Origin of the sequence: Actinoplanes sp. OR16 (genome assembly GCF_004001265.1) — a bacterium.
Lineage (GTDB): Bacteria > Actinomycetota > Actinomycetes > Mycobacteriales > Micromonosporaceae > Actinoplanes.
This window is the reverse complement of sequence record NZ_AP019371.1, coordinates 2,902,280-2,924,682: the sequence shown is the minus strand read 5'-3', so window position 1 is coordinate 2,924,682 and position 22,403 is coordinate 2,902,280. Positions and strand designations below refer to the sequence as shown.

Annotated in this window: 36 protein-coding genes; all 36 read right to left on the bottom strand. The window is 66.4% G+C overall.

Features of this window, described 5'->3' with window-relative positions; translation table 11 throughout:
* Window positions 1-17: 17 nt before the first annotated feature.
* Window positions 18-1,040, bottom strand: a complete 1,023-nt coding sequence (locus EP757_RS13595) for a DNA-directed RNA polymerase subunit alpha (protein WP_014440749.1) — start codon at window positions 1,038-1,040, stop codon at window positions 18-20.
* A gap of 82 nt (window positions 1,041-1,122) precedes the next feature.
* Window positions 1,123-1,749, bottom strand: coding sequence for a 30S ribosomal protein S4 (rpsD, locus tag EP757_RS13590; RefSeq protein WP_127545818.1), 627 nt, complete (start codon window positions 1,747-1,749; stop codon window positions 1,123-1,125).
* Window positions 1,750-1,762: 13 nt separating this feature from the next.
* A complete protein-coding gene (rpsK, locus tag EP757_RS13585; RefSeq protein WP_014440747.1) occupies window positions 1,763-2,170 on the bottom strand; it encodes a 30S ribosomal protein S11 in 408 nt (135 codons plus the stop codon).
* 17 nt (window positions 2,171-2,187) lie between these two features.
* The gene (gene rpsM / locus EP757_RS13580; RefSeq protein WP_127545815.1) at window positions 2,188-2,568 is read right to left on the bottom strand and encodes a 30S ribosomal protein S13; all 381 of its coding nucleotides are present in this window, start codon (window positions 2,566-2,568) and stop codon (window positions 2,188-2,190) included.
* A 161-nt stretch (window positions 2,569-2,729) separates the two neighbouring features.
* Window positions 2,730-2,846 (bottom strand): 50S ribosomal protein L36, encoded by a 117-nt coding sequence (rpmJ, locus tag EP757_RS13575; protein ID WP_014440745.1) that lies wholly within the window; start codon window positions 2,844-2,846, stop codon window positions 2,730-2,732.
* A 52-nt stretch (window positions 2,847-2,898) separates the two neighbouring features.
* The gene (infA, locus tag EP757_RS13570; protein ID WP_007073013.1) at window positions 2,899-3,120 is read right to left on the bottom strand and encodes a translation initiation factor IF-1; all 222 of its coding nucleotides are present in this window, start codon (window positions 3,118-3,120) and stop codon (window positions 2,899-2,901) included.
* 234 nt (window positions 3,121-3,354) lie between these two features.
* Entirely contained in the window at window positions 3,355-3,801 is a 447-nt protein-coding gene (locus EP757_RS13565) for a DUF1707 domain-containing protein (protein ID WP_232050497.1), read from the bottom strand.
* Window positions 3,802-3,851: 50 nt separating this feature from the next.
* Window positions 3,852-4,685 (bottom strand): type I methionyl aminopeptidase, encoded by an 834-nt coding sequence (gene map / locus EP757_RS13560; RefSeq protein WP_127545812.1) that lies wholly within the window; start codon window positions 4,683-4,685, stop codon window positions 3,852-3,854.
* 1 nt (window position 4,686) lies between these two features.
* Window positions 4,687-5,340, bottom strand: coding sequence for an adenylate kinase (locus EP757_RS13555; protein ID WP_127545809.1), 654 nt, complete (start codon window positions 5,338-5,340; stop codon window positions 4,687-4,689).
* 74 nt (window positions 5,341-5,414) lie between these two features.
* The gene (gene secY, locus EP757_RS13550; protein WP_127545806.1) at window positions 5,415-6,755 is read right to left on the bottom strand and encodes a preprotein translocase subunit SecY; all 1,341 of its coding nucleotides are present in this window, start codon (window positions 6,753-6,755) and stop codon (window positions 5,415-5,417) included.
* Window positions 6,756-7,159: 404 nt separating this feature from the next.
* Entirely contained in the window at window positions 7,160-7,609 is a 450-nt protein-coding gene (rplO, locus tag EP757_RS13545) for a 50S ribosomal protein L15 (protein ID WP_127545804.1), read from the bottom strand.
* Entirely contained in the window at window positions 7,609-7,791 is a 183-nt protein-coding gene (rpmD, locus tag EP757_RS13540) for a 50S ribosomal protein L30 (RefSeq protein ID WP_014440739.1), read from the bottom strand. The genes rplO and rpmD overlap by 1 nt, the downstream gene beginning before the upstream one ends.
* The gene (gene rpsE / locus EP757_RS13535) at window positions 7,791-8,414 is read right to left on the bottom strand and encodes a 30S ribosomal protein S5 (protein ID WP_111648495.1); all 624 of its coding nucleotides are present in this window, start codon (window positions 8,412-8,414) and stop codon (window positions 7,791-7,793) included. Before rpsE ends, rpmD begins: the two co-directional genes overlap by 1 nt.
* 13 nt (window positions 8,415-8,427) lie before the next feature.
* Complete coding sequence (gene rplR / locus EP757_RS13530; RefSeq protein WP_127554226.1) at window positions 8,428-8,811, bottom strand: 50S ribosomal protein L18; 384 nt, start codon at window positions 8,809-8,811, stop codon at window positions 8,428-8,430.
* 8 nt (window positions 8,812-8,819) lie between these two features.
* A complete protein-coding gene (rplF, locus tag EP757_RS13525; protein WP_127545801.1) occupies window positions 8,820-9,359 on the bottom strand; it encodes a 50S ribosomal protein L6 in 540 nt (179 codons plus the stop codon).
* A 14-nt stretch (window positions 9,360-9,373) separates the two neighbouring features.
* On the bottom strand, window positions 9,374-9,781 hold the full coding sequence (gene rpsH, locus EP757_RS13520; RefSeq protein ID WP_014440735.1) for a 30S ribosomal protein S8: 408 nt from the start codon (window positions 9,779-9,781) through the stop codon (window positions 9,374-9,376).
* 116 nt (window positions 9,782-9,897) lie between these two features.
* Window positions 9,898-10,083, bottom strand: a complete 186-nt coding sequence (locus EP757_RS13515) for a type Z 30S ribosomal protein S14 (protein WP_020513598.1) — start codon at window positions 10,081-10,083, stop codon at window positions 9,898-9,900.
* Window positions 10,084-10,085: 2 nt separating this feature from the next.
* Entirely contained in the window at window positions 10,086-10,655 is a 570-nt protein-coding gene (gene rplE, locus EP757_RS13510; RefSeq protein ID WP_127545798.1) for a 50S ribosomal protein L5, read from the bottom strand.
* Complete coding sequence (gene rplX / locus EP757_RS13505; RefSeq protein ID WP_127545795.1) at window positions 10,655-10,975, bottom strand: 50S ribosomal protein L24; 321 nt, start codon at window positions 10,973-10,975, stop codon at window positions 10,655-10,657. The genes rplE and rplX overlap by 1 nt, the downstream gene beginning before the upstream one ends.
* Window positions 10,972-11,340 (bottom strand): 50S ribosomal protein L14, encoded by a 369-nt coding sequence (gene rplN / locus EP757_RS13500; protein ID WP_015619002.1) that lies wholly within the window; start codon window positions 11,338-11,340, stop codon window positions 10,972-10,974. The genes rplX and rplN overlap by 4 nt, the downstream gene beginning before the upstream one ends.
* Before the next feature lie 94 nt (window positions 11,341-11,434).
* Window positions 11,435-11,707, bottom strand: coding sequence for a 30S ribosomal protein S17 (gene rpsQ / locus EP757_RS13495; protein WP_127545792.1), 273 nt, complete (start codon window positions 11,705-11,707; stop codon window positions 11,435-11,437).
* On the bottom strand, window positions 11,704-11,937 hold the full coding sequence (gene rpmC / locus EP757_RS13490; protein ID WP_014440730.1) for a 50S ribosomal protein L29: 234 nt from the start codon (window positions 11,935-11,937) through the stop codon (window positions 11,704-11,706). Before rpmC ends, rpsQ begins: the two co-directional genes overlap by 4 nt.
* Window positions 11,937-12,362, bottom strand: coding sequence for a 50S ribosomal protein L16 (gene rplP, locus EP757_RS13485; RefSeq protein WP_127545789.1), 426 nt, complete (start codon window positions 12,360-12,362; stop codon window positions 11,937-11,939). The genes rpmC and rplP overlap by 1 nt, the downstream gene beginning before the upstream one ends.
* Before the next feature lie 3 nt (window positions 12,363-12,365).
* Window positions 12,366-13,214 (bottom strand): 30S ribosomal protein S3, encoded by an 849-nt coding sequence (gene rpsC / locus EP757_RS13480; RefSeq protein ID WP_127545786.1) that lies wholly within the window; start codon window positions 13,212-13,214, stop codon window positions 12,366-12,368.
* On the bottom strand, window positions 13,214-13,657 hold the full coding sequence (rplV, locus tag EP757_RS13475) for a 50S ribosomal protein L22 (protein WP_127545783.1): 444 nt from the start codon (window positions 13,655-13,657) through the stop codon (window positions 13,214-13,216). The genes rpsC and rplV overlap by 1 nt, the downstream gene beginning before the upstream one ends.
* Before the next feature lie 31 nt (window positions 13,658-13,688).
* On the bottom strand, window positions 13,689-13,970 hold the full coding sequence (rpsS, locus tag EP757_RS13470; protein WP_014687760.1) for a 30S ribosomal protein S19: 282 nt from the start codon (window positions 13,968-13,970) through the stop codon (window positions 13,689-13,691).
* Between the two features lie 12 nt (window positions 13,971-13,982).
* Window positions 13,983-14,822, bottom strand: a complete 840-nt coding sequence (gene rplB / locus EP757_RS13465) for a 50S ribosomal protein L2 (RefSeq protein ID WP_127545780.1) — start codon at window positions 14,820-14,822, stop codon at window positions 13,983-13,985.
* A 14-nt stretch (window positions 14,823-14,836) separates the two neighbouring features.
* Window positions 14,837-15,139, bottom strand: coding sequence for a 50S ribosomal protein L23 (gene rplW, locus EP757_RS13460; protein ID WP_127545777.1), 303 nt, complete (start codon window positions 15,137-15,139; stop codon window positions 14,837-14,839).
* On the bottom strand, window positions 15,136-15,786 hold the full coding sequence (gene rplD, locus EP757_RS13455) for a 50S ribosomal protein L4 (RefSeq protein ID WP_127545774.1): 651 nt from the start codon (window positions 15,784-15,786) through the stop codon (window positions 15,136-15,138). Before rplD ends, rplW begins: the two co-directional genes overlap by 4 nt.
* Window positions 15,783-16,433, bottom strand: coding sequence for a 50S ribosomal protein L3 (rplC, locus tag EP757_RS13450; RefSeq protein ID WP_127545771.1), 651 nt, complete (start codon window positions 16,431-16,433; stop codon window positions 15,783-15,785). Before rplC ends, rplD begins: the two co-directional genes overlap by 4 nt.
* Before the next feature lie 12 nt (window positions 16,434-16,445).
* Window positions 16,446-16,754 carry a 30S ribosomal protein S10 gene (rpsJ, locus tag EP757_RS13445; protein ID WP_007073037.1) on the bottom strand — a complete coding sequence of 103 codons (309 nt, stop codon included), beginning with the start codon at window positions 16,752-16,754 and terminating at the stop codon, window positions 16,446-16,448.
* 362 nt (window positions 16,755-17,116) lie between these two features.
* A complete protein-coding gene (tuf, locus tag EP757_RS13440) occupies window positions 17,117-18,310 on the bottom strand; it encodes an elongation factor Tu (RefSeq protein ID WP_127545767.1) in 1,194 nt (397 codons plus the stop codon).
* A gap of 118 nt (window positions 18,311-18,428) precedes the next feature.
* Window positions 18,429-20,525, bottom strand: a complete 2,097-nt coding sequence (fusA, locus tag EP757_RS13435; RefSeq protein WP_127545764.1) for an elongation factor G — start codon at window positions 20,523-20,525, stop codon at window positions 18,429-18,431.
* An 84-nt stretch (window positions 20,526-20,609) separates the two neighbouring features.
* Entirely contained in the window at window positions 20,610-21,083 is a 474-nt protein-coding gene (rpsG, locus tag EP757_RS13430) for a 30S ribosomal protein S7 (RefSeq protein ID WP_127545760.1), read from the bottom strand.
* Between the two features lies 1 nt (window position 21,084).
* Complete coding sequence (gene rpsL / locus EP757_RS13425; protein WP_014440718.1) at window positions 21,085-21,459, bottom strand: 30S ribosomal protein S12; 375 nt, start codon at window positions 21,457-21,459, stop codon at window positions 21,085-21,087.
* 432 nt (window positions 21,460-21,891) lie between these two features.
* Window positions 21,892-22,374: a hypothetical protein gene (locus tag EP757_RS13420; RefSeq protein WP_174262386.1), complete on the bottom strand. Its 483-nt coding sequence runs from the start codon at window positions 22,372-22,374 to the stop codon at window positions 21,892-21,894.
* Window positions 22,375-22,403: the final 29 nt, after the last annotated feature.

The window sequence follows — 22,403 nt, the reverse complement described above, 5'->3', positions numbered from 1 at the left end:
TGGCGCGGCAGCCAGGATTACAGCTGCTCGGTCTCGCGGTAGTCGTCGGTGTCGTAATCCACGTCGCCGAACGAGTCCACGACGTGCGCCGGGTCGAAGGACGGCGCGCTGTCCTTCAGCCCCAGGCCCATTCCGGCGAGCTTCATCTTGACCTCGTCGATCGACTTCTGGCCGAAGTTCCGGATGTCCAGAAGGTCAGCCTCCGTACGCCCTATCAACTCGCCCACGCTATTGATGCCCTCGCGCTTGAGGCAGTTGTACGACCGGACGGTGAGGTCCAGCTCCTCGATCGGCAGAGCCAGATCGGCGGCCAGCTGAGCATCCTGCGGCGACGGGCCGATGTCGATACCCTCGGCGGTCTCGTCCAGCTCCCGGCACAGGCCGAACAGCTCGACGAGGGTCGAGCCGGCCGAGGCCAGCGCGGTCCGCGGCGAGATCGACGCCTTCGACTCGACGTCGATGATCAGACGGTCGAAGTCGGTGCGCTGCTCGACACGGGTCGCCTCGACGCGGTAGGTCACCTTGAGAACCGGCGAGTAGATCGAGTCGACCGGGATGCGGCCGATCTCAGCGCCGGCGCTCTTGTTCTGCGCCGCCGTGACGTAGCCACGGCCCCGCTCGACGGTGAGCTCCATGTCGAGCCGGCCCTTGCTGTTGAGCGTGGCCAGCTTCAGGTCGGGGTTGTGCACGGAGACACCAGCCGGGGGCTGGATGTCGCCGGCGGTCACGTCACCGGGGCCCTGCTTGCGCAGGTACATGCTGACCGGCTCGTCGTGCTCGGAGCTGACGGTCAGTTCCTTGACGTTCATGACCAGCTCGACCACGTCCTCCTTGACACCGGGGATCGTGGTGAACTCGTGCAGCACGCCGTCGATCTTGATGCTGGTGACCGCCGCGCCCGGGATGGACGACAGCAGGGTCCGGCGAAGCGAGTTACCGAGGGTGTAGCCGAAGCCCGGCTCCAGAGGCTCGATGGTGAACCGGGAGCGGGTCTCGCTGAGCGACTCCTCCGAGAGGGTCGGCCGCTGGCTGATGAGCACGCTGTTCTTCTTTCTGTCAGGCCACCCACTATTTGATGGCCATCGGATAGCCCGGCGCCTCGAGAGACGCCGGGCATCTGTGTTACTTGGAGTAAAGCTCCACGATCAGCTGCTCCTGGACCTGCGTGTCGATGACAGCGCGGGCCGGGATCGAGTGGATCAGGATCTTCATCTCGGCCGGGATCGGCTCGAGCCACGCCGGAACGGGGCGGGAGCCGGCCTGGGCCTGCGCCACGACGAACGGGGTCATTTCCTTCGACTTCTCACGCACGGTGACGATGTCGTGTTCCTTGACCCGGTACGACGGGATGTCGACCTTGGAACCGTTCACCAGGAAGTGACCGTGCTTGACCAGCTGCCGACCGGCGTCACGGGACGGCGCGTAGCCGGCCCGGTAGACGACGTTGTCGAGACGCGTCTCGAGGATCTGCAGGAGGACCTCACCGGTCTTGCCCGGCTTCTTGACGGCTTCCTCGTAGTAGCCACGGAACTGCTTCTCGAGGACGCCGTACGCGCGACGGGCCTTCTGCTTCTCACGGTGCTGAAGCAGGTATTCCGTCTCCTTGGTCCGACCGCGGCCGTGCTGGCCGGGCGGGAAGGGACGCGACTCGAACGGGCACTTCGGCCCATCGCACTTGCTGCCCTTGAGGAACAGCTTCATCTTTTCGCGGCGGCAGCGCTTGCAGTCCGCACCGGTGTAACGAGCCATCAGTCAGTTCCCCCTAGACCCGACGACGCTTCGGCGGACGGCAACCGTTGTGCGGCTGCGGCGTGACGTCGGAGATCTGCCCGACCTCGAGGCCGGCGGCCTGCAGCGAACGGATCGCGGTCTCCCGGCCGGAACCGGGACCCTTGACGAAGACGTCGACCTTGCGCATGCCGTGCTCCATGGCACGACGCGCGGCGGCCTCGGCGGCCAGCTGCGCGGCGAAGGGGGTCGACTTGCGGGAGCCCTTGAAGCCCACCTGGCCGGAAGAGGCCCAGGAGATCACAGCACCGGTCGGGTCGGTGATCGACACGATGGTGTTGTTGAAGGTGCTCTTGATGTGCGCCTGCCCGTGGGCGACGTTCTTGCGTTCCTTGCGCCGGACCTTCTTGACTGCGGCCCCTGCGCGTGCCTTCGGTGGCATAAGTCAGTGCGCTCCTATTACTTCCGACCGGGCTTCTTCTTACCGGCGACCGTGCGCTTCGGACCCTTGCGGGTACGAGCGTTGGTCCGGGTCCGCTGACCCCGCACGGGCAGGCCCTTGCGGTGGCGGATGCCGGCGTAGCAACCGATCTCAACCTTGCGGCGGATGTCCGCGGCGACCTCGCGGCGAAGGTCACCCTCAACCTTGAAGTTGGCCTCGATGTAGTCGCGGAGCTGGACCAGCTCCTCGTCCGTGAGGTCCTTGGCGCGCTTGTTCAGGTCAATCGCGGTAGCAGTCAGTGCCTCGACGGCACGGGTGCGACCGATGCCGAAGATGTAAGTAAGCGCGATCTCCATCCGCTTCTCGCGGGGGAGATCAACGCCGACGAGACGAGCCATAAGTGGGCTTGCTCCTCAGAGTTCTCTCGGAGGTCTGTGCCCGTCCGATCCCGCCTGCCCAGGCGGGCCCCGGCCTCCGACCGGGGGTGTAGCCGCTCATGCGAATGCTTCGCGGCTGGACGAGCTTGTTCGGTGGTGCGGATCCTGCGACGAGGCTGAAATCAGCCCTGACGCTGCTTGTGGCGCGGGTCGGTGCTGCAGATGACCATGACCCGGCCGTGCCGCCGGATGACCCGGCAGTTGTTGCAGATCCGCTTGACGCTCGGCTTGACCTTCACGGTTTGCCTTAACTCTCAGTCAGACGGGATAGAAAACCCCGCGACCCGCTGCTTACTTGTAGCGGTAGACGATGCGCCCACGGGTCAGGTCGTACGGCGAGAGTTCGACGACGACCCTGTCCTCGGGAAGAATGCGGATGTAGTGCTGCCGCATCTTGCCGGAGATGTGTGCCAGGACCTTGTGACCATTGGCGAGCTCCACGCGGAACATTGCGTTCGGCAGGGGCTCGATCACTCGGCCTTCGATCTCGATGGCTCCGTCTTTCTTAGGCATGTCCTCCGCTACCTGACATCGGGTTCTGGGGCAGGCTTTGCAACGTCGTTTCCGGGCCTTTTCACGGGCCCGGACCAGCCGCGGCTCCCCCGTCCTCGAAGCGCTGAGGACATGGGAGAGTCGACGCTGCGCGCCAGCAAGCCAGTCTACGCGCCCGTTACAGGGACGACAAACCGAGGGTTCCGCAACCCGGGGTCGGGCGTGTCTGTACCGGACATGTACGACTTTATCGCCTCAGGAACGGCCGTTGTCCCGTTCTTCGCGTCGTTTGTCACCACGACCGAGACGGGCCAGGATCGCGAAGGCCACCGGGATCAGAACCCAGACCGGCCAGAAGTAGTAGGCCTCACCGGAAGCGAGGCTGGTGATGCCCCAGATGATCGTGCAGAGGAGGAAGAGGCTGATCGCCGGCTTGACGCCGTTCCTGCCGTGCTCGGCCGTCCCCGGCGCCACCGGATGGGCCGCCTGGGCGGGCTGGATCTGCGACTTCTGCACCGGGATGGTGCCCGGAAGATCGATCAAGAGCGGGTCGAGATCCCCGTACGTACGGGCGCCATAGGCTTTCTGGATGCGCTCGTCGTATTCACCGAGGTCCAGCCGGCCTTCGTCGAGCGCCGCCTTCAGCTGATCCGCGACCTTCTGCCGATCGGCGTCGCCCGCCCGCATCTCATCGCGCCCCATGAACCCCAGCATGCCAGCCGGGGTCCACCCGGACCACCGTCAGAAACGGGCTACGGCTGGCGGGCGGTCACGAGCTCGCCCAGGCGGGCCCGGCCACCGTCGACGGCCGTCGTCACCCAGACGCCGTCGTCCAGCAGGGCCATCGTGTGCTCGACGTGCGCGGCGCGGGACCCGTCCCGGGTCACCACGGTCCAGCCGTCGTCCAGCTCCACGGTGCGCGGCGAACCCATGGTGATCATCGGCTCGATGGCGAGGGCCATGCCCGGGATCACCTTGACGCCCCGGCCCGGCTTGCCGTGGTTGAGCACGTGCGGATCCTGGTGCATCTCGGTGCCGATGCCGTGGCCGCCGTAACCGTCGACGATCCCGTACCGCCCGGCCTTACGGATCACCTTCTCGATGTTGAACGAGATATCGGTGAGCCGGCCCCGGCCGTTCGCGACACCCCGGGCCGCCGCGGCGATCCCGGCCCACATCGCGTCCTCCGCGACCTCGGCCATCCGCAGCAGCGCCGGATCGGTCTCGCCGACGCCGACCGTGATCGCCGAGTCGCCGTGCCAGCCCTCCAGGATGGCGCCGCAGTCGAGCGAGATCAGGTCGCCCTCGCGCAGGACCTGCTCGGCGCTCGGGATGCCGTGCACCACCTGCTCGTTGACCGAGGCGCAGATCGAGGCGGGGAAGCCGTGGTAGCCCTTGAACGACGGGATCGCCCCGGCGTCACGGATCACCTTCTCGGCGATCGCGTCCAGATCGGCGGTCGAGACACCCGGCGCCACCGCGTCACGCATGGCGTCGAGAGCGGCCGCCACGACCAGGCCGGCGGCGCGCATCAGTTCGATCTGCTCCAGCGACTTCAGCTGGATGCTCTGTTCGTTACGCGCCATCTCAGCCGCCGTAGGAACGCAGAGCGTCGATCGCGCGCACGGTGACGTCCTCCACCGGGCCCGTCGCGTCGATGCCCACGAGCTTGCCCTGTGCTCCGTAGAAGTCCACCAGGGGCGCGGTCTTGTCCGCGTACTCCACGAGGCGGTTCGCGATGGTCTCGGCCTTGTCGTCGTCGCGCTGGAACAGCTCGCTGCCGCAGCGGTCGCAGATGTTGTCCTTGCTCGTCGGGTCGAACTCGACGTGCCAGATCTTCCCGCAACCACGGCAGGTCCGCCGGCCCGAGAGCCGGCGGATGACCTCGTCGTCGTCGACCACGAGCTCCATCACGATGTCCAGCGCGGTGCCCAGGTCGGCGAGGAGCTTGTCCAGCGCCTGAGCCTGCGGCACCGTCCGCGGGAAACCGTCCAGCAGGAAGCCGTCGGACGCGTCCGGCTCGGCGAGCCGGTCGCGCACCATGTTGATGGTCACCTCGTCCGGCACCAGCTGCCCGGCGTCCATGTATCGCTTGGCCTCGACGCCGAGCGGCGTCCCCTGCGACACGTTGGCCCGGAAGATGTCCCCGGTAGAGATCTTCGGTACGGCGAGATGGGCGGCGATGAACTCAGCCTGGGTCCCCTTGCCGGCCCCCGGAGGGCCCACCAGTACCAGCCGCACCTACATCGCCTCGCTTCGGGAAGGAAGAACCACGCCCACCGGCGACGCCAGAGCCCCCCGGCCCCGCGTCCCCACTACCGGAGGAACCCTTCGTAGTTCCGCTGCATGAGCTGGCTCTCGATCTGCTTGACCGTCTCCAGACCCACACCCACCATGATCAGCACCGCGGTACCACCGAACGGGAAGTTCTGGTACTGCTGCTGGTTCAGCCAGATGAAGAAGAAGTTCGGCAGAACCGAGATCATGGCCAGGTAGAGCGCGCCCGGCAGCGTGATACGGCTGAGGATGAAGTCCAGGTAGTCGGCGGTCGGCTTGCCCGGGCGGATACCCGGAACGAAACCACCGTACTTCTTCATGTTCTCCGCGACCTCAGTCGGGTTGAACGTGATCGACACGTAGAAGTACGTGAAGAAGATGATCAGCAGGAAGTAGAGGCCGATGTAGATCGGGCTGGTCGGATCCGCCAGGTTGTTCTGGATCCAGATCTGGTAGCCCTTGAGGTTGTTCTGGTCGAAGAACTGCAGGTACAGCTGCGGCAGGTAGAGCAGCGAGGACCCGAAGATGACCGGAACGACACCAGCCTGGTTGACCTTGAGCGGGATGTAGGTGGAGGTGCCGCCGTACATCCGCCGGCCGATCATGCGCTTGGCGTACTGCACCGGGATCCGGCGCTGTGCCTGCTCGATGAAGACCACGAGCGCGATGATGACCAGGACCAGGCCGATCACCAGCAGGAACTTGCCGGTGCCGCTGGAGGTCTTGATCGTCCAGCCCTCACCGGGGAGGCGGGCGGCGATCGAGGTGAAGATCAGGACGGACATGCCGTTGCCGACGCCGCGGTCGGTGATGAGCTCGCCCAGCCACATGACCACGCCGGTGCCGGCGGTCATCGTCATCACCAGGACGGTCAGCGTCAGCCACATCGGGATGCCGGTGTCCTCGGGGATGATCTGGTACGCCGGGTTGTCCTGGTCGCAGACGTTGCCGAAGAGCTGGCCGGTACGGGCCAGGGCCACGAACGCCGACGCCTGCAGGACCGCGAGGCCCAGCGTCAGGTAGCGGGTGTACTGCGTGATCTTCGCCTGGCCGGTCTGACCCTCCTTGCGGAGCTGCTCGAGTCGCGGGATCACGACCGTGAGCAGCTGCAGGATGATCGACGCCGTGATGTAGGGCATGATGCCCAGCGCGAAGACCGACAGCTGCAGCAGCGCGCCGCCGGAGAAGAGGTTGAGCAGGTTCAGCACGCCGTTGCCGGATGCCTCGGTGAGGGCCAGACAGGCCTTCACGTTGGCGTAGGACACACCGGGGCTGGGCAATGTGGCACCGAGACGGTAGATCGCGATAATCGCTACCGTAAAGAGTAGCTTCTTCCGCAGGTCAGGCGTCCGAAGCGCGCTCGAGAAGGCGGACAACAACTGATCCTCCTGCGTGGTCGCCACACTCTGGGTTGCGTTATCCCGGAAGTTCGGGCACACATCATTGGGCAGCCGTAGAGGCCGCCAGCGGAGCACTGTATCAGCAACGCCGAGAACTCAACCACCGGCGTCGCACTCTCCGATGCCCCAGTACAACACAACTGTCCGGGTTCATGGTCGAAGCGGGCGTGCTCCACCTTGGCCGGTCACCCGTTCCCAGCCGGTTTCACACTACTCCAGCGGAAGCCGCTCAGAACGTCCCTGAGCGCACCAGATGTTACGGCTGTGTTCCGTTCGCTCCCCGCCGTAGCCGACGGCTCACAGGACGGTTCAGAGCCCTTCAACGCGAAAGAGGCCGCGGCGCCGGACGAATCCGATGCCACGGCCTCTCGCCGTACTAACTACTACAGCTCGGTGACGGAACCACCGGCGGCAGCGATCTTCTCCTTGGCCGACTCGCTGAACGCGTGCGCCGAGATGGTCAGCGACACGTTGCCCAGCTCGCCCGAGCCCAGAACCTTGACCTGGTGGCCCTTGCGGACCGCGCCGGCCTCGACGAGCTCGGCCGGGCCGACCTCGCCGCCGTTCGGGAACAGCTCGGCGAGGCGGTCCAGGTTCACGACCTGGAACACGACCTTGTTGCGCGGCTTGTTCCGGAGGCCCTTCATCTTCGGCAGGCGCATGTGGATAGGCATCTGCCCACCCTCAAACGAAGCCGGAGTGTTCTTGCGGGCTCCGGTGCCCTTGGTACCGCGACCGGCGGTCTTGCCCTTGGAGCCCTCACCGCGACCCACACGGGTCTTCGCGGTCTTGGCACCGGGCGCCGGACGCAGGTGGTGAACCTTGATCGCCATTACTCGACCTCCTCAACACTCACGAGGTGGTTCACCGCGAAGATCATGCCCCGAATCTCGGGGCGGTCCTCCTTGACCACCACGTCGTTGATCCGCTTGAGGCCGAGCGACCGCAGGGAGTCCCGCTGGTTCTGCTTACGGCCGATACCGGACCGGACCTGGGTGACCTTCAAGCGTGCCATCAGCGCACCGCCGCTTCCGCACGCGCCGCCAGCATCGCAGCCGGCGCCACGTCCTCGACCGGGAGACCACGGCGAGCCGCGACCATCTCCGGCGACTCGAGGCCCTTCAGAGCAGCCACGGTCGCGTGCACGATGTTGATCGGGTTCGAAGAGCCGAGGCTCTTCGAGAGGATGTCGTGAATGCCGGCGCACTCCAGAACGGCACGCACCGGGCCACCGGCGATAACACCGGTACCAGCGGAAGCCGGCTTGAGCAGGACGACACCCGCGGCGGCCTCGCCGGTGATCGGGTGCGGGATGGTCGCACCGATCCGCGGGACCTTGAAGAAGTGCTTCTTGGCCTCCTCGACGCCCTTGGCGATCGCCGCGGGCACCTCCTTGGCCTTTCCGTAGCCGATACCGACGGTGCCGTCACCGTCTCCGACGATCACCAGGGCGGTGAAGCTGAAGCGACGACCACCCTTGACGACCTTCGCGACACGGTTGATCGCGACGACCCGCTCGAGGTGCGGGGTCTTCTCGACGGGCGCGTTTCCGCGGCCGCCTTCGCGACGGTTGTCCCGGCGGTTGCCACCCTCGGTGTTACCGCCGGACCCGCCGCCTCGGCGCTGCTGACCAGGCATTGGTCAATTCCTCCTAGAACTCGAGTCCGGCTTCGCGGGCGGCGTCCGCAAGCGCGGCGATCCGGCCCGCGTACTTGTTGCCACCGCGGTCGAAGACGACCTTGGAAATGCCCGCGGCCTTGGCCCGCTCGCCCAGGAGCGCGCCGACCTTGCCGGCCAGGTCGCTCTTGGCGCCCTCGCCACCACGGATCGAGCTGTCGAGCGTGGACGCCGAGACCAGCGTGTGGCCCTTGAGGTCGTCGATGATCTGCGCGGTGATGTGCCGCGTGGACCGGGTGACGACCAGACGGGGACGCTCGGCAGTGCCGCGAACGTTCTTGCGGACCCGGAAGTGCCGACGCGCCTTGCCAACGGCACGCGCGGCGGAGACCCCGCCGCCGTTGCGGCGCTTGAGCAGCGTGGCGGTCACTTCTTACCTGCCTTTCCAGCCTTGCGGCGGATGACCTCGCCCTGGTACTTGACGCCCTTGCCCTTGTAGGGCTCCGGCGGGCGGATCTTGCGGATGTTCGCGGCGACCTCGCCCACCAGCTGCTTGTCGATGCCGGTGACGGTGAACTGCGTCGGCTTCTCCACGGAGAAGCTGATGCCCGCCGGCGGCACGACGTTCACCGGGTGCGAGAAACCGAGAGCGAACTCCAGGTCCTTGCCCTTGGCGGTGACGCGGTAACCGGTGCCGTTGATCTCGAGGACCTTCTTGTAGCCCTCGGTGACACCGACGATCATGTTGGCGACGAGGGTACGCGAGAGGCCGTGGAGCTCCTTGGCCTTGCGCTCGTCGTTGGGGCGGTTGACGTGCAGCTCTCCGCCGTCCTGCGAGACCGTGATGGGCTCGGCGACGGTGTGCGACAGCTCGCCCTTGGGGCCCTTGACCTTCACGGTCTGGCCCGAGATGGTGACGTCGACTCCGGCCGGGACCGGGATCGACTTACGTCCGATTCGCGACATATCAAAGTCTCCAGTTACCAGACGAAGGCGAGGACTTCCCCGCCAACGCTCCGCTTGCGGGCCTGCTTGTCGGTCAGCAGTCCCTGGGACGTCGAAATGATCGCGACACCGAGACCACCGAGCACGCGGGGAAGCTCGTCGGACTTGGCGTAAACCCGCAGGCCGGGCTTCGAGACGCGCTTGATGCCGGCGAGGCTGCGCTCACGGTTCTGGCCGTACTTGAGCTCAACGACCAGACGCTTGCCGACCGCGCCCTCCTCGGGCTCCTCAGACGTCCACGAGGCGATGTAACCCTCAGCCTTGAGGACCTCGGCGATGTTCGCCTTGATCTTCGAGTAGGGCATCGTCACCTTGTCGTGGTACGCCTGGTTGGCGTTACGCAGACGCGTGAGCATGTCTGCGATCGGGTCCGTCATCGTCATGGGTATTCGTCAACCTTTCTCGCCGGGGTTCCCGCGGGCGGGCCTACGGCGAAGCGGTGTTGCACAAACCCAGCCACTACTCCGCTGACGAGCGGCGGGCGGGGCGGTTGGATGGGTTACCAGCTGGCCTTGGACACGCCGGGCAGTTCACCACGGTGGGCCATGTCCCGCACGCAGACCCGGCAGAGGCCGAACTTGCGGTACACCGAGTGCGGGCGACCGCACTTCTGGCAGCGGGTGTAGGCACGCACAGCGAACTTGGGCTTCGCGGCAGCCTTCAGGATCAGGGCCTTCTTCGCCATGCTCAGTTCTCCTTGAACGGGAAGCCCAGGAGCTTGAGAAGCGCCCGGCCCTCGTCGTCGGTCTTCGCGGTGGTGACCACCGTGATGTCCATGCCCCGCGGACGATCGATCCGGTCCTGGTCGATCTCGTGGAACACCGACTGCTCGGTCAGACCGAAGGTGTAGTTGCCGTGGCCGTCGAGCTTCCGACCGTCGAGGCCGCGGAAGTCACGGATACGCGGCAGCGAAATCGAGAGCAGCCGGTCCAGGAACTCCCACATCCGGTCGCCGCGAAGGGTGACCTTCGCGCCGATCGGCATGCCCTCGCGCAGCTTGAACTGCGCGATCGACTTGGTCGCCCGGCGAACCAGCGGCTTCTGACCGGTGATCGTGGTCAGATCCCGCACCGCGCCGTCGATCAGCTTGGCGTCACGAGCGGCCTCGCCGACACCCATGTTCACGACGACCTTGACCAGGCCGGGGATCTGCATGGGGTTGCCGTACTTGAACTGCTCGTTGATGGCCGGCACGACCTCAGACCGGTACTTGGTCTTGAGGCGCGGCAGCGTCTTGGTCTCGGTGGCGGCAGTCATCAGAGTTCCTTACCGGTCGTACGCGCGATGCGGACCTTGGTGCCGTTCTCGTCGATCCGGTAACCGATCCGGGTCGGCTTGCCCTGGTCGTCCAGCACCTGCACGTTCGAGATGTGGATGGGGGCTTCCTGAGTGACGATGCCACCGGTCTTCGAGCCCCGCTGGTTGGTGCGGATGCGCTCGTGCTTCTTGATCCGGTTGACGCCCTCGACCAGGACCTTGTCCTGCCGCGGGAAGGCCGCGATGACCTTGCCCTTGGCACCCTTGTCCTTGCCGGCGATGACGACGACCGTGTCGCCCTTCTTGATCTTCACGGTCAGAGCACCTCCGGCGCCAGGCTGATGATCTTCATGAACCGCTTGTCGCGCAGCTCGCGCCCGACCGGGCCGAAGATGCGGGTGCCGCGGGGGTCCCCGCCGTCCTTGATGATGACGGCGGCGTTCTCGTCGAAGCGGATGTACGAGCCGTCGGGACGGCGCTTCTCCTTGGCGGTGCGAACGATGACCGCCTTGACGACGTCACCCTTCTTCACACCGGCGCCCGGGATGGCGTCCTTGACCGTGGCCACGATGACGTCGCCGATGCTCGCGTAACGGCGACCGGAGCCGCCGAGTACGCGGATGCACAGGATTTCCCGGGCACCCGTGTTGTCGGCGACGCGCAGTCGCGACTCCTGCTGGATCACGTCTGTCTCCTATGTCTGCCAGTTCTCCGGGACGTATGCCCGAAGCTTGGCGGAACCATGGTCCGCTGGGCCGGCCGGAGCCGGCCCAGCGCACTCACTTGGCCTTTTCGAGGATCTCCACGATCCGCCAGCGCTTGGTGGCGGACAGCGGGCGGGTCTCCATCATCAGAACCCGGTCGCCGATGCCGGCCGCGTTCTGCTCGTCGTGCACCTTCAGCTTGCGGGTACGGCGGATGACCTTGCCGTACAGCGCGTGCTTGACCCGGTCCTCGACCTCGACCACGACGGTCTTGTCCATCTTGTCGCTGACCACGAGACCCTCACGCACCTTGCGCTGAGCGCGCGGTGCAGCTGTGCTCTCACTCATGCTGTCACCTCATCCGGCGCAACCGAGAGCCCCAGCTCACGCTCACGCATGATCGTGTAGATCTTCGCGATGTCCTTGCGGACGACCTGCAGCCGACGGTGATTGTCGAGCTGCCCGGTCGCGCGCTGCACACGAAGGTTGAACAGCTCCGCCTTGGCCTCCCGCAGCCGCGAAACCAGCTCCTCTTCGGAGAGTTCGCGGAGCTCGGCTGCCTTAACGCCCGCTGCCATCAGCTTTCACCCACTTCGCGTGTCACGATGCGGCACTTCATCGGGAGCTTGTGGATCGCGCGGCGCATCGCCTCACGCGCGATCGTCTCGTTCGGGAACGACATCTCGAAGAGGATGCGACCCGGCTTGACGTTCGCCACCCACCACTCGGGAGAACCCTTACCGGAACCCATGCGGGTTTCGGCCGGCTTCTTGGTCAGTGCCTGGTCCGGGAAGATCGAGATCCAGACCTTGCCGCCACGCTTGATGTGACGGGTCATCGCGATACGCGCCGACTCGATCTGCCGGTTGGTCACGTACGCGGGCTCCAGCGCCTGGATACCGAACTCACCGAAGACGACCCGGTTGCCGCCCTTGGACGCGCCACTGCGGTCCGGGTGGTGCGGCTTGCGGAAGCCCTTCGGGGGCTTACGCGGCATCAGCATGTGTCAGCCCTCCTGCTGCGTCTCGGCCACGGCCGGAGCCGCGGCAACAGCCGCATCGTTCGCGTTGTCACCGTCGGAGACGCGCGACTGGGCAGCAGCCCGGCCCGCCTCCGTGCCGCCCGCGGTCGTGCCGGACGAGCCGGAACGGCCACGACGCGGACGCTCGGGACGGTCGGCGCGGTCACGACGCGGACGCGCCGGCGCCTCGGTGACGACCTCGCGACCCGGAACGGCGTCGCCCTTGTAGATCCAGACCTTCACGCCGATCCGGCCGAACGTGGTACGGGCCTCGAAGAAGCCGTACTCGATGTTGGCGCGGAGCGTGTGCAGCGGAACGCGACCCTCACGGTAGAACTCCGTGCGGCTCATCTCCGCGCCGCCGAGACGGCCGGAGACCTGCACCCGGATGCCCTTGCAGATCGGGTTCTTCATGGCCGACTGCATGGCCTTGCGCATCGCCCGGCGGAAGCTGACCCGGCTGGACAGCTGCTCGGCGACGCCCTGCGCCACGAGCTGAGCGTCCGACTCGGGGTTCTTCACCTCGAGGATGTTCAGCTGGACCTGCTTGCCGGTGAGCTTCTCGAGCTCGCCGCGGATCCGGTCGGCCTCCGCACCCTTACGGCCGATGACGATGCCCGGCCGGGCGGTGTGGATGTCGACACGCACCCGGTCGCGGGTCCGCTCGATGTCCACCTTGGAGATGCCGGCGCGCTCGAGGCCCTTGGACATCATGCGGCGGATCTTGACGTCCTCGCCGATGTAGTCCTTGTAGAGCTTGTCCGCGAACCAGCGGCTCTTCCAGTCGGTGGAGATGCCGAGGCGGAACCCGGTGGGGTGAACCTTCTGACCCATTACTCGGCACCCTCCGTGCTCTGGGACTCGGCCTTCGGCGCCGCCTTCTTGGCAGCGGCCTTCTTCGCCGGGCGGGCCGCCTGGACCGCCTCGACCGCGATGGTGATGTGACACGTGCGCTTACGGATCCGGTACGCCCGGCCCTGCGCCCGCGGGCGGAAACGCTTGAGAGTGGGACCCTCGTCGACGAACGCCTCGCTCACGAGGAGTGCGTCGGGATCGAGCCGCTCGTTGTTCTCGGCGTTCGCGATGGCGCTGGCGAGCACCTTGTAAACCTGCTCGCTCGCGGCCTGCGGCGCGAATTGCAGGACCGTCAGGGCCTCCTTCGCGGGCAGACCGCGGACGAGGTTGACGACACGGCGTGCCTTGCTCGGCGAAATGCGGACGTGCTTCGCAACTGCGCGAGAGCCCGGAAGCGCCGGAGCGTCGTTCTTCGTTGGCATCGCTGTAACCCCTTTCTTATCCGTGGACTGACTAGCGACGACGGCTCTTGCGGTCGTCCTTCTCGTGACCCTTGAACGTCCGGGTCAGAGCGAACTCGCCGAGCTTGTGACCGACCATGGCCTCGGTGACGAACACCGGGACGTGCTTGCGCCCGTCGTGCACGGCGATCGTGTGCCCGAGCATGTCGGGGATGATCGTCGAGCGCCGCGACCAGGTCTTGATGACGTTCTTCGAGTTCTTCTCGTTCTGGACTTCCACCTTCTTGAGGAGGTGGTCGTCGACGAACGGGCCCTTCTTCAGGCTGCGAGGCATCTTCTACTCCCGTTACCCGCGCTTGCGGGTGGCGTAGCGGCGGCGAACGATCAGCTTGTCGCTCGGCTGGCCCTTGCGACGGGTACGGCCCTCAGGCTTACCCGCCGGGTTCACCGGGTGGCGACCACCCGAGGTCTTACCCTCACCACCACCGTGCGGGTGGTCGACGGGGTTCATGGCGACACCACGGACGGTCGGGCGCTTGCCCTTCCACCGCATACGACCAGCCTTGCCCCAGTTGATGTTCGACTGGTCGGCGTTACCGATCTCGCCGACGGTGGCGCGGCAGCGCACGTCGACGCGACGGATTTCGCCGGAGGGCATACGCAGCGTGGCGTACACACCCTCGCGACCGAGCAGCTGGATGCCGACGCCGGCCGAGCGGGCCAGCTTGGCGCCACCGCCGGGACGAAGCTCCACGTTGTGGACCGTCGTACCGACCGGGATGTTGCGCAGGGGCAGGTTGTTGCCGGGCTTGATGTCGGCGCCGACGCCGGACTCGACCCGGTCACCCTGCTTGAGGTCCTTCGGCGCCACGATGTAGCGCTTCTCGCCGTCCGCGTAGTGGAGCAGCGCGATGCGAGCGGTGCGGTTGGGGTCGTACTCGATGTGAGCGACCTTGGCCGGCACGCCGTCCTTGTCGTTCCGCTTGAAGTCGATCAGCCGGTACTGGCGCTTGTGGCCACCGCCCTGGTGCCGGGTGGTGATCCGGCCGTGGACGTTGCGGCCGCCCTTCTTGGGCAGCGGAACCAGCAGAGACTTCTCCGGCGTCGACCGGGTGATCTCAGCGAAGTCGGCGACGCTCGAGCCGCGACGGCCCGGCGTGGTCGGCTTGTACTTACGGATAGCCATGATTCATGAACCCCTTAGCTGACCGGGCCGCCGAAGGCCTCGATACGGTCCCCGTCAGCCAGCTTCACCATCGCGCGCTTGGTGGCCTTGCGCTGGCCCCATCCGGTGCGGGTGCGCTTGCGCTTGCCCTCGCGGTTCGCGGTGTTCACGGACAGCACGCGGACGTTGAAGATCTGCTGGACAGCGATCTTGATCTGGGTCTTGTTCGCGTCCGGGTGGACGAGGAACGTGTACCAGTTCTGGTCGAGAACGCTGTAGCTCTTCTCGGAGACCACCGGGGCGACGATGATGTCGCGCGGGTCGGCGATCGTGCTCACTTGTCGCCCTCCTCGGACGTCGAGGCGGAACCGCCCAGGAACTCGTCGAGCGCGACCTTCGTGAAGACAACCTCGTCCGCGACCAGCACGTCGTAGGTGTTCAGCTGGCCGGCCTCGATGAGGTGCACGGTCGGCTCGTTACGCAGCGAGACCCAGTTCAGCTCGTCCTGGCTGTCCAGGACGACGAGAACCTTGGTCGTCTGGGCGACCTTGCGCAGCGTCGTGATCGCGGCCTTGGTCGACGGCTTCTCGCCGGTGACGAAGGACTCGACGACGAACACGCGGCCGTCCCGGGCCCGGTCCGAGAGGGCGCCACGGAGCGCGGCGGCCTTCATCTTCTTGGGGGTCCGCTGGCTGTAGTCGCGCGGCACGGGGCCGTGCACGACGCCACCACCGGTGAACTGCGGCGCGCGGATCGAGCCCTGACGGGCGCGACCGGTGCCCTTCTGCTTGTACGGCTTCTTGCCGCCGCCGGCGACCTCGCCGCGGGTCTTCGCCTTCGCCGTGCCCTGGCGGGCCGCGGCGAGCTGCGCCACGACGACCTGGTGCATCAGCGGGATGTTCGCCTGAACGTCGAAGACGTTGCCCGGCAGCTCGACCGAGCCGGCCTTGTTGCCCTCAGCGTTGATCACGTCAACCGAGCTCACTTGGCACCGCCCTTCTTAGCCGCGGTACGAACCAGGATCAGCGCGCCCTTGGGGCCGGGCACCGCGCCCTTGACCAGGATCAGGTTGCGCTCGGTGTCGACCGCCTGGATGGTCAGGTTCTGCACGGTGAAGCGACGGCCACCCATACGGCCCGCCATCCGGACGCCCTTGAAGACGCGGCCGGGGGTGGCGCAGGCGCCGATCGAGCCGGGCGAGCGGTGCTTGCGCTCGACACCGTGGCTGGCGCGAAGACCGTGGAAGCCGTGCCGCTTCATGACACCGGCGTAGCCCTTACCCCTGGTCTTGCCGGTCACGTCGATGGCCGCGCCCGCAGCGAAGGCGTCGACGGTGACTTCCTGGCCGAGCTCGTATTCGCCGGCGTCGTTGGTGCGCAGCTCCACGAGGTGGCGCCGCGGCGACACACTCGCCTTGGCGAAGTGGCCGGCCTCAGGCTTGTTGACCTTACGCGGGTCGATCGAGCCGTACGCCAGCTGGACAGCGGAGTAGCCGTCCTTCTCATCGGTGCGGACCTGGGTCACGACGCACGGGCCGGCCTGAACCACGGTCACCGGGACGACCTTGTTGTTGTCCCAGACCTGGGTCATGCCGAGCTTGGCGCCCAGGATCCCCTTAACTTGCCTGTCCATTAGTCGCGATCCCTACAGCTTGATCTCGATGTCGACGCCAGCCGGCAGGTCGAGGCGCATGAGCGAGTCGACCGTCTTCGGAGTCGGGTCGATGATGTCGATCAGACGCTTGTGCGTGCGCATCTCGAAGTGCTCGCGCGAGTCCTTGTACTTGTGCGGCGAACGGATCACGCAGAAACGGTTGATCTCCGTGGGCAGCGGCACCGGGCCCGCGACCTGCGCCCCGGTACGCGTCACCGTCTCGACGATCTTCCGCGCCGAGGAGTCGACGACCTCGTGGTCATAGGCCTTGAGCCGGATGCGGATCTTCTGTCCCGCCATGGTGGCTTCTGTTTCCTTCTCTCGATGCCGCTACGTGCGAAAGCGGGTGGCCTCCGCATGCCCGCAGGACCGTTGATCCTGCGTTGTCCGACCCCCGCGGTCGGGCGTGTCGCGCCTTGCTTCAGAATGCTGGGCACTCTGATTCCGCCTCAGTCACCTGAAGCGGATCGATCACGGGGATCTAAGGGTGACGGGCGGCAAACAAACCACACCCGGACACCCGGCGAGGGTGGGTGCCTGACATGCAGCCACCCACCCCGCGCGGACGCAACCTGACTAGTATGCCGGATTCTCGCCGACAATGCTAATCGGGGTCACCGATGAGGGTCGTTCACGGCTCATCGCCGTGAACAGACCGTCAATTAAACGTTGATCTTCGTGACCGTGCCGGCGCCGACGGTGCGGCCACCCTCACGGATCGCGAACTTCAGGCCCTGCTCCATGGCGATCGGCTGGATCAGCTTCACGGACATGGAGGTGGAGTCGCCCGGCATGACCATCTCGGTGCCCTCGGGCAGCGTGACGACGCCGGTGACGTCCGTGGTACGGAAGTAGAACTGCGGGCGGTAGTTCTGGAAGAACGGCGTGTGACGGCCGCCCTCCTCCTTCGAGAGGATGTAGACCTGGCCCTCGAACTCCGTGTGAGGAGTAGAGGTGCCCGGCTTCACAACGACCATGCCGCGCTCGACGTCCTCGCGCTTGATGCCGCGGAGCAGCAGACCGACGTTCTCACCCGCGCGGGCCTCGTCGAGCAGCTTGCGGAACATCTCGATGCCGGTGCAAACGGTCTTGGTCGACTTCTCGCGGATACCGACGATCTCGACCTCCTCGTTCGGCTTGAGGATGCCGCGCTCGGCGCGACCGGTCACCACGGTGCCACGACCGGTGATCGTGAAGACGTCCTCGATCGGCATGAGGAACGGCTTCTCGGTCTCACGCTCGGGCTGCGGGATCGCGGTGTCGACCGCGTTCATCAGCTCGAGGAGCTTGCCGGTCCACTCCGGGTCGCCCTCGAGGGCCTTGAGCGCCGACACGCGAACGACCGGCAGGTCGTCGCCCGGGAACTCGTAGGTGCTGAGCAGCTCGCGAACCTCGAGCTCGACGAGCTCCAGGAGCTCCTCGTCCTCGACCATGTCGCTCTTGTTCAGGGCGACGACGATGTACGGAACGCCGACCTGGCGGGCCAGGAGCACGTGCTCCTTGGTCTGCGGCATCGGGCCGTCGGTCGCGGCGACCACCAGGATCGCGCCGTCCATCTGCGCGGCACCGGTGATCATGTTCTTGATGTAGTCGGCGTGGCCGGGGCAGTCCACGTGCGCGTAGTGACGCGACGCGGTCTGGTACTCGACGTGCGCGATCGAGATCGTGATGCCGCGGGCCTTCTCCTCCGGCGCCTTGTCGATCTCGTCGAACGGCGTGTAGGGGTTGAGGTCCGGGTACTCGTCGTGCAGGACCTTCGTGATGGCCGCAGTCAGCGTCGTCTTACCGTGGTCGATGTGACCAATGGTGCCGATGTTGACGTGCGGCTTAGTCCGCTCGAACTTCGCCTTCGCCACTGGTGTCCTCCTGTGGACTGATCATTACTTTTCGCCCGGCACGCCGATAAGGCGCTCAGGACTCTGTCGACTGCTCGTGCACGTGCGGTCCTCGACGGACCGCACGTGCCTCATCGCGTCAGGCGCCGGTGGCCTTAGCGATGATCTCCTTCGCCACGTTCTGCGGAACCTCGGCGTAGGAGTCGAACTGCATGCTGTAGCTGGCCCGGCCGGCGGTCTTCGACCGAAGGTCTCCGACGTAGCCGAACATCTCCGAGAGCGGCACCAGAGCCTTGACGACGCGAGCGCCGTGACGCTCCTCCATCGACTGGATCATGCCACGACGGGAGTTGAGGTCGCCGATGACGTCACCCATGTTGTCCTCAGGGGTGGTGACCTCGACGGACATCATCGGCTCCAGCAGCGCGGGATCGGCCTTGCGGGCCACTTCCTTCATCGCCATGGAGCCGGCGATCTTGAAGGCCATCTCGGACGAGTCGACCTCGTGGTACTGACCGTCGACCAGCGTGAACTTCACGCCGACCAGCGGGTAACCGGCGAGAACGCCGTACTGCAGGGAGTCCTGCGCGCCCGCGTCCACCGAGGGGATGAACTCCTTGGGGATGCGACCACCGGTCACCGCGTTCACGAACTCGTACGTGGGGCCGTCAGCCTCGAGCGACAGCGGCTCGACGTTGACGACGACCTTCGCGTACTGGCCGGAGCCACCGGTCTGCTTCTTGTGGACGTACGTGTACTTCTCCACGGTGCCGCGGATCGTCTCGCGGTACGCCACCTGCGGCTTGCCGATGTTGGCCTCGACGTTGAACTCGCGGCGCATGCGGTCCACCAGGATGTCCAGGTGGAGCTCGCCCATGCCGGCGATGATCGTCTGGCCGGTCTCCTCGTCGTTGAAGACCCGGAAGGTCGGGTCCTCCTCGGCGAGACGCTGGATCGCGGTGCCCAGCTTCTCCTGGTCCGACTTGGTCTTCGGCTCGATGGCGACCTGGATGACCGGCTCCGGGAAGGTCATCGACTCCAGGATGACCGGGTTCGCCGGGTCGCTGAGCGTGTCACCGGTGGTGGTCTGCTTGAGACCCTGGACGGCGATGATGTCGCCGGCCTGCGCGGTGGCGCGCTCCTCACGCTTGTTCGCGTGCATCTGGTAGATCTTGCCGATCCGCTCCTTGCGGTCCTTGGTGGAGTTGACCACCTGGGAACCGGACTCGAGCGTGCCCGAGTAGACGCGGACGTAGGTCAGCTTGCCGAGGTGCTTGTCGGTCTGGATCTTGAAGGCCAGCGCCGAGAAGGGCTCGCTGTTCGACGGCTTGCGCAGCAGCGGCGTCTCGCCGTCGGTCGCGGTGCCCTCGATCGCCGGGATGTCCAGCGGCGACGGGAGGAAGTCGACGACCGCGTCGAGCATGGGCTGAACGCCCTTGTTCTTGAAGGCCGAGCCACAGAGGACCGGGTTGGCCTTGCTGGCGATCGTGGCGCGCCGGATGGCGGCCTTGATCTCGTCGACCGACACCTCTTCGCCCTCGAGGTACTTCTCCATCACCGCGTCGTCGACGTCGGCGAGGGTCTCGATGAGCTTCTCGCGCCACTCGGCCGCCTGCTCGGCGAGATCCGCGGGGATCTCCTCGATGGCGTAGTCCTCACCCTTCTGGGTCTCACCACGCCAGGTGAGGGCACGCATCTCGATCAGGTCGACGACGCCGATGTGGTCACCCTCGAGCCCGATCGGGATCTGGAGGACCAGCGGGGTGGCGTTCAGCCGGTCGATCATCATCTGCACGCAGCGGAAGAAGTCGGCACCGGTCCGGTCGAGCTTGTTGACGAAGCACATCCGGGGGACGTTGTACTTGTCCGCCTGGCGCCAGACGTTCTCAGTCTGCGGCTCCACGCCGGCGACGCCGTCGTAGACCGCAACCGCGCCGTCGAGCACACGCAGCGACCGCTCGACCTCGACCGTGAAGTCGACGTGGCCGGGCGTGTCGATGATCTGGATCGTGTGACCCTTCCACTCGCACTTGGTGGCGGCGGAGGTGATGGTGATACCGCGTTCCTGCTCCTGCTCCATCCAGTCCATGACGGCAGCGCCCTCGTGGACTTCACCGATCTTGTACGTGATGCCGGTGTAGAACAGGATGCGCTCAGTCGTCGTGGTCTTACCAGCGTCGATGTGCGCCATGATGCCGATGTTGCGAACATTGGCGAGCGCGTCTGCGGCGGCCACTTCCATCCCTACTTTTCTTCGTCGTCGTCTCGTGGACCGGTACGACTGCCGATGGCCCGGCGAATGCCGGGCCTCAGCAGGGTCTTACCAGCGGTAGTGCGCGAAGGCCTTGTTGGACTCCGCCATCTTGTGAGTGTCCTCGCGCCGCTTGACAGCAGCACCGAGGCCGTTGCTGGCGTCGAGCAGCTCGTTCTGGAGACGCTCGATCATGGTCTTCTCGCGGCGGGCCTTCGAGTACTGGACCAGCCAGCGGAGACCGAGGGTGGTCTGACGCGGGGTGCGGACCTCGACCGGAACCTGGTAGGTCGCGCCACCGACACGGCGGCTGCGGACCTCGAGGGTCGGCTTGACGTTGTCCATGGCGCGCTTGAGGATGACCACCGGGTCGGTGCCACCGCTCTTGTCACGAGCACCCTCGAGAGCGCCGTAGACGATGCGCTCGGCGAGCTGACGCTTGCCGCCGATCAGGATCTTGTTGACCAGCTGCGTTACCAGCGGGGAGTTGTACACCGGGTCTGCGACCACAGGGTGGCGCGGAGCGGGTCCCTTACGCGGCATGTCAGCTCTTCTCCTTCTTCGCGCCGTAACGGCTGCGGGCCTGCTTGCGGTTGCGGACACCCTGGGTGTCCAGCGAACCACGAACGATCTTGTAGCGGACGCCCGGAAGGTCCTTAACTCGACCGCCACGCACAAGCACGATGGAGTGCTCCTGGAGGTTGTGGCCGACGCCCGGGATGTACGCCGTCACCTCGATCTGGCTGCTCAGCTTCACACGAGCGACCTTGCGCAGCGCAGAGTTCGGCTTCTTGGGGGTAGTGGTGTACACGCGCGTGCACACGCCGCGCCGCTGAGGGCTTCCCTTCAGCGCCGGCGTCTTCGTCTTGCTCGTCTTCGCCTGGCGGCCCTTGCGGACCAGCTGCTGGATCGTGGGCACCGGGTTTCTCCGCTCCCTTCGGCCGCTTCCTGTTTTTACGGCCGCACCGAGTATTTCTGCCTCTGTGTGCCGGCCGCCCAGGAGGGTGGTCCGACACCCGCGGTCGGGCGTGTCGTCCGGCTCACGGTCCCGCCACGCGTGGAGCCCACGCGTACCGGGTTTTGTTCTTTGTCGAGCGGATGTCCGCTCGTCGTGCCGCAATACCCGTCGTACGTTCCGATTCGGGTGCACGCACGAGTTGCCCGGGCGAGCCCGGGCACGAAGGAGAAGATTACCCACCCTAGGCACTCAGGTCAAAATCAGACCAGGTTCCCACGATGGACATCTCCGTATACCAGTGTACCGGGTGGCCTGACGCGGCATCGCCGCGGTGCCGGATCCGGGGCCGCACCGCCTCGGGCGAAGGCTTTCGCGTGGCCGGAGGGTGGCCTCTCAGGACATCTGCAACACCAGTCCCAGCAACAGACCGACCAGTCCTATTCCCGCGCCGGCCGCGCCACAGCAGATCCCGGCGATGGCGACCCCGCGGCCGGTGAACCGCACCCGCCCGGTCTGCCCGGAGCGCCGGATCTGCCGCTGGGCGGTCAAGCCGGCGGCCAGCGCTCCCCCACCTGCGAGAACGCTCAGCAGCGTGAAGGCGCCGCCGACCCAGACGCCCCAGCCGTCGCTCGCCCCGACCGCGTTGAAGCAGAGTGCCAGCACCGAGACCAGGATCGAGCCGATGCCGGCGACGAGCGAGCCGATCGCCAGCCCGGACGTGATAGGCACGACACGCATCTGCGCGAGGCCGAAACCGGTGCCGCCCAGAGCGTCGACCCGTTCCAGTTCCCATCCCGCCGAGGGCGGCGCGACCGGAGGCGGGCCGTAGTAGGGCTGCGGGGGCGGGCCGTAGAAGGACTGCGGCGGCTGGGTCATGACAAGAGCATGTCACCCGTACGAGCCGA